This is a genomic window from Saccharothrix espanaensis DSM 44229, from assembly GCF_000328705.1.
GTDB lineage: Bacteria > Actinomycetota > Actinomycetes > Mycobacteriales > Pseudonocardiaceae > Actinosynnema > Actinosynnema espanaense.
In genome coordinates, this window is the sequence record NC_019673.1 from 3,930,692 (window position 1) to 3,943,910 (window position 13,219).

Consider the following 13,219-nt stretch of genomic DNA (forward strand, 5'->3'; position numbering starts at 1 on the left):
CGGTTGACCTGGGCGGCGGAAATTCGTCCACTTTCGAGTGAACCAGCCCTATTGGTGGATCGAACCTCCTGGTGACACGAGAGGAGGTGATGACATTGAGTACGACGAACGCGGGATCGCCCGGATTCCCACTACCGACCTTGCGGCGGCTGTTGTTGCTGGTCGGCGCGGTGGTGGGCTTCGGCTTGCTCGCGTTGACGACAGCGGGAGAGGCGCACGCTGACGACGGTTCCAGCCGTGGCGCACCCTCCGATCGTGGACTGCTTTCCGGTGTCGGCGCGATTATCGGGAACGTGCTGGAACCGCTCGCCGAGCCCGTGGGCGACGTGACTCGGCCGTTGGCGGAGGTGACCGGGCCAGTGGTCGGTGATGTGGTCGAAACAGTGGCCGCCGTCGCTGCGCCAGTGGTCACTGCGCCGCCCGCCACCGCGCCGCCGATGATCGCGCCGCCGGTCGCTGTGCCGGTAGCACCGGTGCCTGTCAAAGAACCTGTCGAGACGCCCCCGGCGGTGCAAGAACCCGTCACGGCCGACAGCGCGGTCACGCCACTCGTGGCGCGTCCGGTAGCGCCGTCCGTGCGTCCGGTGGAACCACTTCCGGCGCAACCGGTCGCGGTGGAGCCTCCAGTGGAGGCCCCCGTCGTGACGCCGGGATCGCCAGTGCGGCACGACCCCGTCGCCCCGTCCGGTCCCGACATGCCGGCTGTTGCCGGGACGTCGGGTACGGCGAGTGCGAGCGGTGGCGGTGCCTCCGGCGCGGCTGTCGCCGACCTGCCCGCGCAATCGCGCTTCGACCCCGTGCGGCACGGCTGGGTGGTGGGTTCCGCCCACCACGAACCGGTCGCGTGGTGTTACGTGTTCGGTCGAAGCCATCCGAGCTGAGAACCCCTTTCGGTGCTGAGTTGACCACTGCACGACAAGGGACGAAAGGGTTTGGTTCGGATGCACAGGTACGTACAGCGCGGTCTGCTGGCCGCGGTGTTCTCGGGTGGGGTCATCCTGCTCGGGCAGTCGATGGCGAGCGCGGACACGGCCGACAACGGCCCGTTGGGGCTCGGCGGCGTCGTCGGTTCCGTCGTGGGTGACACCACGTCGGCAGCGACCGGCGGCAACGGCGGCCACTCGGGCAACGGCGGTAACGCCACGAGCAACAACAACGCGGTGAGCGGCAATTCGGGGAACTCCGGTGATTCGGGTTCCACGGGCGGCAACTCCGCGTACGGCGTCTGCGTTCTCGCGCGCTGCGAGACGACCGTCGGTTCGGGCGACTCCGGCAACACCGGTTCCACCGGTGACACCGGCAACGCCTCGAACCACAGCACCACCACGGGCGGCAACTCCGGCCCGGCCGGCGACGGCGGTTCGGCCGCCGGCGTGGCCTCGGGCACGAACGGCGCTTCCGGCAGTGGCCGCCAGTCGGCGCAGGGGGACACCTCGGCGGCGGCGCAGGGTGGCGACGGCGGCGATTCGGGCGACGGCGGTAACGCCTCCAGCAGCAACAACGCGGTGAGCGGCAATTCCGGGAACTCCGGTGATTCGGGTTCCACGGGCGGCAACTCCGCGTACGGCGTGTGCCTGCTGGCCGAGTGCACCACGCACGTGTCTTCGGGCGACTCGGGTAACACCGGTTCGACCGGCAACACGGGCGACGCCACCAACACCAGCACCACCACGGGCGGTCACTCCGGGCCGGCGGGTGACGGCGGCGACGCCACCGCGAAGTCCGAGGGCTCGAACACGACCGGGTCGCACCGGGCGTGGGGCCACGACAACCGGGGCGGCCAGTCCGCGTCGGGCGACAGCTCGGCGATCGCGACCGGCGGCAACGGTGGCGACTCGGGCGACGGCGGCAACGCCTCCAGCTCGAACAGGGCCGTGACCGGCGGTTCGGGTGACTCCGGTGACTCGGGCGCGACCGGCGGCAACACCGCCTACGTCCTTTCCCTCGGCGGCTCGCAGTGGAGCCACCAGGGTTGGGGCGACAAGGGTTGGGGCGACGCCAAGTACACGGCGGTCACCTCCGGCGACTCGGGTGACACCGGCTCGACCGGCGACACCGGCAACGCCACCAATACCAGCACTACGATCGGCGGCAACTCCGGTCCGGCCGGCGACGGCGGCGACGCCACCACGTGGGCCAAGGGCTCGAACAACGCCGCGACCGCCCACAAGTGGTCGCACAGCCGGCACGGGAAGTCCAGTGTGGATGGTGACACCACGGCGATCGCCAATGCCGGCAACGGTGGCGACTCGGGCGAGGGCGGCAACGCCTCCAGCTCGAACAAGGCCGTGACCGGCGGTTCGGGTGACTCCGGTGACTCGGGCGCGACCGGCGGCAACACCGCGGTGACCGGTACCTCACACGGTCACGGCGGGCAGTCGTGCCACCGCGGCCACGACTGGAACCACGGCAAGAAGTGGGGCCACGACAAGTGGAACCACCACGGCTGGACGCCCCGCCACGAGTCGACCACGGTGGTCGGCTCGGGCGACTCCGGGGACACCGGCTCGACCGGTGACACCGGCAACGCGGCCAACCACAGCACCACCACGGGCGGCAACTCCGGTCCGGCGGGCAATGGCGGCGACGCCACGGCCTGGGCCAAGGGCGACAACCACGCCGTCCGCGCGTAACAGCACAACAGCACGCGTGAAGCTCGCCAACGCGTGACAGCACGACCCGACGAGGGGTGGACCGGCCACACAGCCGGCCCACCCCTCGTCGGCGTGCACCGGCTCCGGCCGGGTCGGTTCCCCCGTGTCAACCCCCCAGTTCTCGGGATGCTCCGGAAATCGTCGGCGGGCCATAGTCGACGTCGTGCCGGCCTGAACGGCACAGCCGCAGCGGACGCGACGGCGTGGCCGTGCACCCCGCGGTGGCCGATCCGTCCGACGCCGGCAACGCGTGAGCGCCGGCGACACAGGGGGAGAACGACAAGCATGCAGCTCAGACGAATCATCGCACTGTTGGCCACGTTCGCGGCCGCGCTGCTGGCCGGCGCGACGATCACCACCGCCTCCGCGGCGGCCGAAGGGGTCACCGTCGCCGGGCCGTCCGGTGGCGAGCTCGCGGCACGCGGGACGTTGTTCTACAACATCAGGGCGGCCCACACGAACAAGTGCCTGGACATCTCGGGCGTCTCGCAGGAGACGGGTGCTCGGGCGCACCAGTGGGACTGCCTCGGGTTCGGCCAGCTCAACCAGCAGTTCACGCTGCGGGACGCGGGCGGCGGCGCGGTCTACATCGTCGCCCTGCACAGCGGGAAGTGCCTGGACATCAGCGGCGTGTCGCAGGACGACGGGGCCGACGTGTGGCAGTGGGACTGCATCGCCGGTCAGCCGAACCAGCGGTGGTCCATCGACTACTCGGGCGGCGGCCTGTACACCATCCGGGCCCTGCACAGCGGGAAGTGCCTGGACATCCGCGGCGCCGACGGGGGCAACGGGGCGGCGGCCCAGCAGTGGACCTGCCTGGGCAACACGCAGCTCAACCAGCGGTGGACCCTCGTGACCACCTGACGTCGAACCAGCAGGAGTAGCAACGGATCCCGTTGGGCGGGTGCACCTCGGTGCACCCGCCCAACGGGCTGTCCCTGCTCGCTCGGGCGGGGCCGACCGCGATCCCGGCCGTCGCCACGGCGGCGGACCCACCACCCGAACAGCGTTGCGGTGACGGGGGCAGGCCGATTCAGGGCCGGTGTCAGGGCCGCTGTCAGCGCCAGCCGAGAGCCGGGGCCACGTGGGTGAGGATGTTGTCGAGCACGTGGGTGTTGTAGTCGACGCCGAGCTGGTTGGGCACGGTGACCAGCAGCGTGTCGGCTTCGGCGATCGCCTCGTCCTCGGCCAGCTGCGCCACCAGGGCGTCGGGCTCGGCGGCGTAGGTGCGGCCGAAGACGGCCTTGGTGTCGGCGTCGAGGTAGCCGATCTTGTCGGTGCTGTCGCGGTCGTGGCCGAAGTAGGCGCGGTCGAGGTCCGAGGTGAGCGCGAAGATGCTGCGCGAGACCGAGACGCGCGGTTCGCGCTGCCACCCGGCTTCGGACCAGGCCTTGCGGAACGCGCGGATCTGCTCGGCCTGCTGGACGTGGAACGGCGCGCCGCCCTCGTCGTTCTTCAGCGTCGAGCTCATCAGGTGCATGCCGTGCTCGGCGGCCCAGACGGCGGTGGCGTTGGAGCCCGCGCCCCACCAGATCCGGTCGCGCAGTCCGGGCGAGTGCGGTTCGAGGCGCAGCAGGCCCGGCGGGTTGGGGAACATCGGGTGCGGGTTGGGCTGGGCGAAGCCCTCGCCCGGCAGCACCTTGAGCAGCACCTCGGTGTGCCGGCGGGCCAGGTCGGCGTCGGTCTCGCCCTCGTCGGGCTGGTAGCCGAAGTAGCGCCAGCCGTCGATCACCTGCTCGGGCGACCCCCGGGACAGGCCGAGCTGGAGCCTGCCGCCGGCGATGAGGTCCGCCGCGCCGGCGTCCTCGGCCATGTACATCGGGTTCTCGTAGCGCATGTCGATCACGCCGGTGCCGATCTCGATCCGGTCGGTCTTGGCACCGATCGCGGCCAGCAGCGGGAACGGCGAGCCGAGCTGCCGCGCGAAGTGGTGCACGCGGAAGTGCGCGCCGTCCGCGCCCAGCTCCTCCGCCGCCACGGCGAGGTCGATGGACTGCAACAACGTGTCCGAGGCGGTCCTGGTCCGCGAGTGCGGGCTGTCGGACCAGTGCCCGAAGGACAGGAAACCGATTTTCTTCACACCCGTGGAACGCCCCACCACGCTGATTGATTCCTCAACTACCGTGCTGCCGACCACTCGTGGAAGGGGCCTGCGAGTGCCTTGGACCGGTGTGGCGACCGTGCGCACGGTCGCCGGACCAGCCCGTTTGCCGCACCGGCGCCGTCGCGCGTTGTTAGGGTGGCCACGTGGAGTCAGCCGAGGCCGTGGAGCGCCAGGTGAGGTTCGGCGTGGCGCGGCTCGCACCGGCCCCCTACCACCGCTCGGGCCGGCTGCTCACGGTCGACGGCGCACTCCAGTCCTATGTGGATCTCGCCGACCCGACCTACCTGCACCTGCCGTACGCGACCTGGGCCGCCCGGGTGCTCGACCTGCACTGGCCCGCCGGGCAGCCGGTGTCGGCCATCCAGGTCGGCGGGGGCGGGTTCACGATCGCGAGGTACCTCGCCGCGACCCGTCCGGGGTCGCCCCAAGTGGTCTACGAACTGGACGGCCCCCTGGTCGACCTGGTGCGCTCGCACCTTGCCCTCGACGCGATCGCGGACCTCCACGTGCGCGTCGAGGACGGCGGAGCGGGCGTCGAGCGCACCCCGGACGCCACGGCCGACGTCGTGGTCATGGACGTCTTTCAAGGCGGCACCGTGACGGTGCACCTGGCCGCCGTCGAGTTCCTGCGCGAGATCGCCCGCGTCCTGCGCCCCGGCGGCCTCTACCTGGGCAACATGTGGTCCACGCCGGACATGACCCTGCCGCTGCGCGCCGCGGCGTCCCTCACGGCGGTCTTCCCGCACGTCGTGCTCCTCGCCCAACCGGGCCTGCTGCTGGGGCGGCAGGCCGGGAACGTGGTGCTGGCCGCCTCCGGACGCGAGTTGCCGCACCGGGCGCTGACCACGTGGGCGCGGTCGGCCGGAAACCGCGTGTTCTGCCTGTCCGGCGCCCAGCTGACCGCCGTGCGCGGCTCGGCACCCCCGCTGACCGCCGCCCACCCGGCAGCCGCCCCCACCGTGCCCGACTGGACCCGGTGACCCGGCGGTCGCCTCACACCGGACGGACGCGCAGCACCCCGGTCAGCAGCGGGAGCGTGAACTCGCCGCTCCCGGTCTCCGGCCGGGCGGTGAGGAAGTCGCGGATGCGGCCGAGCGTGGCCCGTCGTCGCTGCTCGGGCAGGACCAGCACCCCGGCGCGGGTCGCGAGCGTGGCGACGAGGGATTCGGCGGTGCGCCGCTGCCCGTGCGGGAACTCGGCCTGCTCCGGCGACCCGAACCGCGCGGCCACGCCGGCGTCGGGCAGGTGCAGGCCGGCCGTCGCGGCCCGCCAGTTGCCGAGCGTGTCCCGCGGCCCGATGGCCGCGCTGCCGGCGACCTGTTCGAGCGCCTCGACCCAGTCGACCCGGTCGTCCAGGACGTTCCACAGACCGGCCAGGACGCCACCGGGCGCGAGGACCCGGGCGATCTCGGGCCCGGCGACGGCCATGTCGAACCAGTGCAGCGCGTTCCCGGCCACCACGACGTCGACGGACGCGTCCGGCAGCGGAATCGCCTCGGCGCTGCCCGCCAGGGCGCGAACCCCCGGCAGCACCCGCCGCAGTTCGGCCACCATCGCCGGATCAGGCTCGACCGCGACGACGTCGACGTCCAGCGCGACCAACGTCCCGGTCAACTTCCCGGTCCCGGCCCCGAGGTCCAGCACCCGCCGCCCGCCACCGGCCTCCAGCGCCCACCGCACCGCCGCCGGCGCGTAGTCCGGCCGGTGCTCGGCATAAGCACTCGCGGCCGAACCGAACGACGACGCCAGAACCGCCCGAGCATCCTGTTCCACGCGAACCACCTTATTCACCCCGGGAACCCGGCCGACGCGCCCCGTTTGACGGATAGTCGCCACGGCGTGCGCGGTCGGAGAATCGGCGGGCACAGTCGTGGCCCGGCGACGCCGGCAGGCGGCCCGTGCGTCTCGAACCCTGTGTCCGGCAAGGCCGAGCGTGGTGAAGGGACCGGCATGACAGGGCGATCGCACGGTCGGCGAAGTCGGACGGCCGCACTCGTGGCGGGTGTCGTCGTGCTGGCGACGCAGATCCTCCCGGTGGGCGTGGCCACCGGCGCCGCAGTGGGTGACCGGGTCGCCCGCTGGGTGGTGGACCTGGACGCCACGAGGTTGGGCGAGCTGTTGGCCGACGGCCGGGTCACCTCGGTCGGGTTGGTCAAGGCCTACCAGGAGCGGATCGACGCCTACGAGCAGTCCTATGCCGGCCAACCCGGTGTCAACGCGGTCATCCGCGAGGATCCCGGCGCGGTCGCCGTCGCGGCCCGGCTCGACGCCGAACGCCGTCGCGGGCACGTGCGCGGCCCGCTGCACGGCATCCCGATCCTGATCAAGGACAACTACGACACCGGCGACCTGCCCACGTCGAACGGCTCGCTGGCGTTGCGGCACTGGCGCCCGGCCGACGACGCCGAGCAGGTGGCGCGGCTGCGGGAGGCCGGCGCGATCGTCGTGGCCAAGACCAACTTGCACGAGTTCGCGAGCGGCATCGAGACCATCAGCTCGCTGGGCGGGCAGACCCGCAACCCGTACGACCAGGCCCGCTACCCGGGCGGCTCCAGCGGCGGCACGGGCGCGGGCCTCGCGGCGGCGTTCGGCGCGGTCGGCCTGGGGTCGGACACCTGCGGTTCGGTACGCAACCCGGCGGCGCACAACAGCCTGGTCGGGTTGCGGCCGAGCCTGGGCCTGTCCAGCCGCGACGGGATCGCACCCCTGTCGGACACCCAGGACGTCGGCGGCCCGATGGCCAAGTCGGTCAGCGACATCGCGCTGGTGCTGGACGCCACCGTCGGCTACGACCCGGACGACCCGTCCACCACGGCGTCGATCGGACGGATACCGCACACCTACAGGGCGGGGCTGCGCGACACGGCGCTGGTCGGTGCCCGCATCGGGGTGCTCACCGACTACCTGGGCACGTCGGCCCCGGAGCAGGTGACGAACGCGCTGGTCCGGGCGGCCACCGGGGACTTGGCGGCGCAGGGCGCGACGGTCGTCGACCTGCCGGCCCAACCCGCGCTGATGGCGGCCGTGGACGCGTCCTGGGTGATCCTCGACGAGCACGAGCGCGACCTCAACCGCTACCTGGCCGCCCCGGGCTCCCGGTTCCCGCGTTCGCTGGCCCGGCTGGAGCCGCCGACGGACCTGGTGACACTGGCCGACATCGTCACCTCCGGCCAGGTCACGCCGACCGTGCTGGAGCGGCTCAAGGCCCGGCTGGGCCGCTCGACCGGCCCGCAGGAGGACTACCACCAGCGGTTGGCGCGCCGGGCGGAGGCGCAGCGACTGCTGCGGGCGCTCATGGTCGACAACGACCTCGACGCGCTGGTCTACCCGACGGTCCCGCAGCGGGCCGCGCTCATCGGGCAGCCGCAGCCGGGCGGCCGGTCCTGCGCCCTCGCCGCCAACACCGGTTTCCCGGCCCTGACCGTCCCGGCCGGCTTCACCCCGGACGGCCTGCCGGTGGGCGTCGAACTGCTGGGCGCGCCGTTCAGCGAACCGACCCTGCTCGGGCTGGCGTTCGACTACGAGCAGGCCACCCACCACCGCCGACCACCGGCCGGCACCCCACCGCTGACCTGACCACCGGCCCGGCCGAGTCGCGCCGACGGCCGGCGGTCCGGTGGCACAGTGGTGTCATGACGTCAGCCGAGAACGCCCGCTACCAGGAGCTCTCGACTTTCCTGGCTGCCTGCGGGGATGCCGGGCTAGCGGCCCTCGTGGACGCGGGGCGCGGCGGCAGCGTCGGTGTCGGTGGCGGGTCGGGGGTGGTCGACGTCGGCGGTGTGCCGGTGTTCGTCAAGCGGATCCCGTTGACCGAACGGGAGTTGGCGGCGCCGGGCTCGACCGCGAACCTGTACGACGTGCCGGTGCACTGCCAGTACGGCGTCGTCAGCCCGGGGTTCAGCGCGTGGCGCGAGCTGGCCGCGAACGAGGTCGTCACCGACGCCGTGCTGGCGGGCGAGACGCGGTCGTTCCCGGTGCTCTACCACTGGCGGGTGCTGCCCGGCCGGTCGCCGGTCGCGGCCGAGCACGCCGACGTCGACGCGGTCGTCACCGCCCTGGGTGGGAGCGCGGCCGTGCGGGCCCGGCTCGAAGCGCTGGTCGCCGCGTCGCACAGCCTGGTGCTGTTCTGCGAGTACGTCCCGCAGCCGGTCACGGACTGGCTGAGCGAAGACCCGGCGGGCAAGGCCGCGGCGGTGGAGCGGCAGTTCGCGGAGATCGTGGCGTTCCTGCGCGATCGGAAGCTGCTGCACATGGACGGGCACCTCGGCAACATGCGCACCGACGGGGAACGGATCTGCCTCACCGATTTCGGGCTGGTGACCTCGCCGCACTTCGACCTGTCGGACGCCGAGCGCGACTTCGCCGAGCGCCACGCCACCCACGACGCCGGCTACGCCGCCATGCGACTGGTGAACTGGCTGGTGACCGACGTCTGCGGGGTGCCGGTACCCGAGACCGGCGGCCCGGTCGCCCGCAACGAGTACGTGCGCCAGTGCGCCGCCGGCCACGTCCCGGACGACGTCCCACCGGTCGTGGCCGCGATCCTGACCCGCCACGCGCCCGCCGCCGCGACGATGAACGCCTTCTACTGGAAGTTGTTCGACGGCGAGATCCACGCGGAATTCCCCGCCTGGTGAGCCTGCGGCAGCGTCGTCCTGGCCCGCGAATCCCAGCGCGGCGGTCGGTTCGTCGGCCGGCGAATCCCCGCGCGCCACGGGCGCTGCCGCGCCGCCCCGAGTACCTGCCGGAGCGATCGAGGACGCCGCCCGGCGCTTGGCACGCGGTGATCGAGAACCACCGGGAGGCCGACACGCGGACGAGCGGCTTCCCGCGTGGGAAGCCGCTCGTCGACCCCGGTCGGCGAGTTGATCGCCAGGGGCCGCGTCAGTGGGAGCGGTCAGTCGTCGTCGCCGTCGTGGTCGCCGTGGCCGTGACCGTGGCCGTGGCCGTGGTTGTGCTCGGTCCACTCGACGTCCACTGTCTCGATGTTGTTGAACGAGTCGTCGATCCAAACGAGGGTGTTGTTCGTGTGCGTGTTGGTGACGGTGTTGTCGTCGCCGAAGACGACGGCGTCGTCGGTTCCGGCCTGGGCGACGGCTCCGGACAACGCGACGGCCGCGAGGGAAGCCGGGATGATCAACAGGGCCCGTCGGATGATCGACATTCTGTGCTCCTCATTGGATAAGGGCGCTCCATCGGCACCTGACTTCGACGTTAGGCCGATGTTCGATCACCATCAGGTAGTCTGCGCCCCACGGACAGGGATCACCCGGAGTCGTCGCCGACCCCACCGCGAAAGCCCCGAACAGGTCGGAAAGTGTCACACCGGCTCCGCGTCCAGGGTGGTTCCCGCCATCACGCGACCTGCGATTCGGCCTCACGCCCAGGCGTGGGTTCCGCACCCGCCGCCGGCGGTCGCAAGTCGCGGCTCGACACCGGTCCGGCTCTTTCGCCGGCGTTTAAACGCAAGTCGGGCACTTCCCCGCTCGCAGGTGAGCGACGCCGAAATTCCGGACACGCACGGTAGTCGCGAGTCCTCCAGGCCCTCTCGCCGAAGCCCGTGCCGACCGCTGCTCCGGAAGTGCGCGGAAGGCCGGCACCCCACGCCGGACGTGTCCCGGGCGGTGATCAACTGGTGGTGGGGCGCATGGCTCCTCACGCACCTCTTCGGTCTGACGTCCGCCGCCGTGGAGAGTGGGCAAGCGGAGACGGCGATCAGGACGCCGCCGATGAGTACCACCGATACGTCCTGCCATTGATCATGGCGCGGACGGCGAGCAGGCGGTTGCCGTGGCGGTGACGCAGACGCTCCCTCCGCGTGCGAGCCGGTCCGGCCCGACGAGATCGAGCACGACGACTAGGCCGGACAGGATCTGCAGGAGCTTCCCGGCGCGCGCCCACCACAGGATGCGGATGCCGCCCCAGGGCGTGCGCCTTGACCTCGTCGCCGTCCAATTACCTGCGCCACGCCTCGCAGTAGTCGAGGACTTCCAACGAGGTTCCCTTCCGCGCGACCTTGCCCGGAACTCCGTTCTCGTCCCCAACCGGCATCACGCACGCGCCGCAGTGGCGCCGCGCGCTATGCGCTGCCGTTGCCTTCGCGCAGGGAGCGGATCATGCCCGCACACCGTCGTCTTCGAGACGAAACTGATCGCGTTCGCCCTGCGCGACGTCGTGCCGGGCACCGACCTCGCCTCCGCCGACCGGCCCGGCATCGGTGCCGCGATCTGGCTGCACGCCACCGACGTCCAGGCCATTCACGACGCCCTGGTCGCCGACGGCCACACCGTCGTCGCCGCGCCCATCGACGGCCCGTTCGGTCGGACGTTCACCTTCGCCGACCCCGACGGCTACCACGTCACCCTCCACGACCGCGCCTGACCGGGAACCCCCCCGGGGAGTGCCGCGCCCCCGAGGGCTTCACCCGCCGATCAGGCCCACCACGATCGGGCCGGTCAGCGGGAGCAGGATGCTGGAGATCGCGTAGGTCACGGTGTAGCCGATCAGGGGGACGGAGTTGCCGGTCACGCCGGTCACCGCGGAGATCGCCGGCGTGCTGCACTGCTGGCCCGCGATCGCGCCCACCAGGATCGGCGGTTCGATCTTGAGCAGCCGCCGGCCCAGGTAGAGCGACAGCAGCGCGGGGATCAGCACCATGCCGATGCCGGCGAACGGCAGGAGCGCCCCGTACTGCTTGAGCAGCGGCCCGGCCTGCGGTGCGGCGGCCAGCCCGGTGGCGGCGATGAACGTGGCCAGGCCGAGGTCCTTGGTCAGGGTGGCCGCCGCGGGCGGGAAGCTGCCGACGGCGCGGTGGCGGGAGCGGAACCAGCCGAACACCAGGCCGGACAGCAGGGCGCCGCCGCCCGTCCCCAGCGAGAGCGGCACCGAGCCCAGGTGGAGGGTGAGCTTGCCGATCAGCATGCCCAGCGTGACGCCCAGCCCCAGGTAGACGAAGTCGGTGGTGATCGTGCGCGGGACGGCGTAGCCGATGCGCTTGGTCGCGTCCTCGACGTCCGACGGGCTGCCGACGACGGTCAGCACGTCACCGCGCTTCACCGGGGTCGAGTCGGTCAGCGGCATGCGGTGTTCGCTGCGGGACAACGAGGTCAGGAACACGCCGTGGCTGCGCAGCGCCTTCAGCGGCTGTTCCGGCGCGGTCATCACGACCTCGCGGGTCTCCAGCGCGGCCTTGTTCTCCGGGAGGGTCCGCTCCACGCCGATCACGTTCTCCGCCTCGACCAGCGCCGCGCGCTCGCCGACCACCACGATCACGTCGCCGGCCGCCAGGACCAGGTCGGGGCCGGGGGTGGGGTCGCTGCCGTCCCGGCTCACCCGCTGCACGGTGGCCTGTCCGGGCAGCGACCGCTCGACCTCGGCGACGGTCCGCCCGGCCGCCTGGTCGACCTGGTAGGCACGCCCGACCAGGCCCGGCAGGGCGGGGGTGGTGTTCTCGTCGGCGTCGTCCCCGCCGAGCTTGTGCAGCAGGGCGCGCGACGAGTCGCGCAGGTTCACCTTCATCAGCGCGGGTGCCAGGCCGCTGGTGAACAGGACGATGGTGATCAGCCCGAACAGGTAGCAGACGGTGTACGCGGTGGCCACGTTGCCCTGCAACGCCGCCGCGGTCTGGCTGGGCAGGTCGAGCTTGCCGATGGCCTCGGTGGCCGTGCCGACCACGGCGGACTCGGTGGCGGCACCGGCGAGGATGCCGGTCGCCGTGCCGACGTCGAGGTCCAGCGCGGAGGCCAGCGTCAGCACCAGGGCCACCACGGTGACCGCCTCGACCAGCGACAGCACCCCGAGCTTGAGCCCGGACCGGTTGAGGTTGGCGAAGAACTGCGGGCCGCCGCTGAACCCGAGGGCGAAGATGAACAGCGCGAACGCGATGGTCCGCACCTGGTCGTTGAGCGACACCCCCAACAACCCGACCACGAGCGCCACGATCAACGTGCCGCAGATGCCACCCAGCTGGATCGGCCCGACCCGCAGCTTGCCCACCAGGTAGCCCAAGGCCAGGCAGACGAACAACGCGATCTCCGGTGTCGCCTGCAAGAGGTCCCGCACCCAGTCCATGTCCCCGCCCTCACCCCGAGAGTTCCGGCCGCGGCCCGTCGCTGGTCGGGCCGCCCGCCACCCGTGCCGCTCCGGTGCCCGGCTCGGGCGGGTCGCCGCGCGCCGGGGCGGGCTCCTCCCGGGCTCGCGGCGGGTTCCGCCGGGAGCCGCACCACATCCGGCCGCGCGTCCGCCCGGCCGGAGCGACGACCGCGCGGGCGACGTCCCGGCGCACCCGTGCGCACGGGCCGAGGGCGTGCGCGGTCGCCACGTCGCCGGACCGCTCCGGTGTGCCCACACGCACCTCCCGGTCGGACTATGCCCCCACCGGGCGTGGCACGCCGGAGGAGCGCCCCGGCCGTTCACCTGTCCGTGGGACGTCCCGCGCGGATGCGGCCGGCTCGACCTAGCC

At 72.3% G+C, this 13,219-nt stretch carries 12 protein-coding genes; 7 read left to right on the top strand and 5 right to left on the bottom strand.

The features are described from left to right. Positions 1-71 precede the first annotated feature (71 nt). The 3 genes from BN6_RS45725 (at position 72) to BN6_RS17525 (ending at position 3,518) form a co-directional block, all read left to right on the top strand. Positions 72-881: a hypothetical protein gene (locus tag BN6_RS45725; protein ID WP_148302906.1), complete on the top strand. Its 810-nt coding sequence runs from the start codon at positions 72-74 to the stop codon at positions 879-881. Positions 882-941: 60 nt separating this feature from the next. Then, positions 942-2,633 carry a hypothetical protein gene (locus tag BN6_RS17520; protein WP_015101024.1) on the top strand — a complete coding sequence of 564 codons (1,692 nt, stop codon included), beginning with the start codon at positions 942-944 and terminating at the stop codon, positions 2,631-2,633. Between the two features lie 306 nt (positions 2,634-2,939). Next, positions 2,940-3,518 carry an RICIN domain-containing protein gene (locus BN6_RS17525; protein WP_015101025.1) on the top strand — a complete coding sequence of 193 codons (579 nt, stop codon included), beginning with the start codon at positions 2,940-2,942 and terminating at the stop codon, positions 3,516-3,518. Positions 3,519-3,711: 193 nt separating this feature from the next. Here BN6_RS17525 and BN6_RS17530 read toward each other — a convergent pair whose 3' ends face one another. After that, positions 3,712-4,734 carry an LLM class flavin-dependent oxidoreductase gene (locus BN6_RS17530; protein WP_041313059.1) on the bottom strand — a complete coding sequence of 341 codons (1,023 nt, stop codon included), beginning with the start codon at positions 4,732-4,734 and terminating at the stop codon, positions 3,712-3,714. 167 nt (positions 4,735-4,901) lie between these two features. On the opposite strand from BN6_RS17530, the gene BN6_RS17535 reads away from it, so the two are divergent. Then, positions 4,902-5,738, top strand: coding sequence for a spermidine synthase (locus BN6_RS17535; RefSeq protein ID WP_015101027.1), 837 nt, complete (start codon positions 4,902-4,904; stop codon positions 5,736-5,738). A 13-nt stretch (positions 5,739-5,751) separates the two neighbouring features. On the opposite strand, the gene BN6_RS17540 is transcribed toward BN6_RS17535, so the two are convergent. Next, the gene (locus tag BN6_RS17540; protein ID WP_041313063.1) at positions 5,752-6,531 is read right to left on the bottom strand and encodes a class I SAM-dependent methyltransferase; all 780 of its coding nucleotides are present in this window, start codon (positions 6,529-6,531) and stop codon (positions 5,752-5,754) included. A gap of 222 nt (positions 6,532-6,753) precedes the next feature. Between BN6_RS17540 and BN6_RS17545 the strand changes: the two genes are divergently transcribed. Further along, positions 6,754-8,334 carry an amidase gene (locus BN6_RS17545; protein WP_231905323.1) on the top strand — a complete coding sequence of 527 codons (1,581 nt, stop codon included), beginning with the start codon at positions 6,754-6,756 and terminating at the stop codon, positions 8,332-8,334. Positions 8,335-8,390: 56 nt separating this feature from the next. Further along, a complete protein-coding gene (locus BN6_RS17550; RefSeq protein WP_015101030.1) occupies positions 8,391-9,395 on the top strand; it encodes a BUD32 family EKC/KEOPS complex subunit in 1,005 nt (334 codons plus the stop codon). 260 nt (positions 9,396-9,655) lie between these two features. Here the strand turns inward: BN6_RS17550 and BN6_RS17555 are convergent, their stop codons facing one another. Beyond that, on the bottom strand, positions 9,656-9,922 hold the full coding sequence (locus tag BN6_RS17555) for a hypothetical protein (RefSeq protein ID WP_015101031.1): 267 nt from the start codon (positions 9,920-9,922) through the stop codon (positions 9,656-9,658). A 749-nt stretch (positions 9,923-10,671) separates the two neighbouring features. Between BN6_RS17555 and BN6_RS50035 the strand changes: the two genes are divergently transcribed. Further along, a complete protein-coding gene (locus BN6_RS50035; protein ID WP_015101033.1) occupies positions 10,672-11,139 on the top strand; it encodes a VOC family protein in 468 nt (155 codons plus the stop codon). A gap of 39 nt (positions 11,140-11,178) precedes the next feature. Here the strand turns inward: BN6_RS50035 and aspT are convergent, their stop codons facing one another. After that, a complete protein-coding gene (aspT, locus tag BN6_RS17565) occupies positions 11,179-12,828 on the bottom strand; it encodes an aspartate-alanine antiporter (RefSeq protein ID WP_015101034.1) in 1,650 nt (549 codons plus the stop codon). 10 nt (positions 12,829-12,838) lie between these two features. After that, the gene (locus BN6_RS17570; protein WP_041313069.1) at positions 12,839-13,105 is read right to left on the bottom strand and encodes a hypothetical protein; all 267 of its coding nucleotides are present in this window, start codon (positions 13,103-13,105) and stop codon (positions 12,839-12,841) included. Positions 13,106-13,219: the final 114 nt, after the last annotated feature.

Excerpts from the sequence above, each read along its gene's own strand:
- BN6_RS50035 (WP_015101033.1), top strand. The coding sequence starts at position 10,672 with ATGCCGCCCCAGGGCGTGCGCCTTGACCTCGTCGCCGTCCAATTACCT.
- BN6_RS17555 (WP_015101031.1), bottom strand. The coding sequence starts at position 9,922 with ATGTCGATCATCCGACGGGCCCTGTTGATCATCCCGGCTTCCCTCGCG.
- BN6_RS17520 (WP_015101024.1), top strand. The coding sequence starts at position 942 with ATGCACAGGTACGTACAGCGCGGTCTGCTGGCCGCGGTGTTCTCGGGT.
- aspT (WP_015101034.1), bottom strand. The coding sequence starts at position 12,828 with ATGGACTGGGTGCGGGACCTCTTGCAGGCGACACCGGAGATCGCGTTG.
- BN6_RS17550 (WP_015101030.1), top strand. The coding sequence starts at position 8,391 with ATGACGTCAGCCGAGAACGCCCGCTACCAGGAGCTCTCGACTTTCCTG.
- BN6_RS17525 (WP_015101025.1), top strand. The coding sequence starts at position 2,940 with ATGCAGCTCAGACGAATCATCGCACTGTTGGCCACGTTCGCGGCCGCG.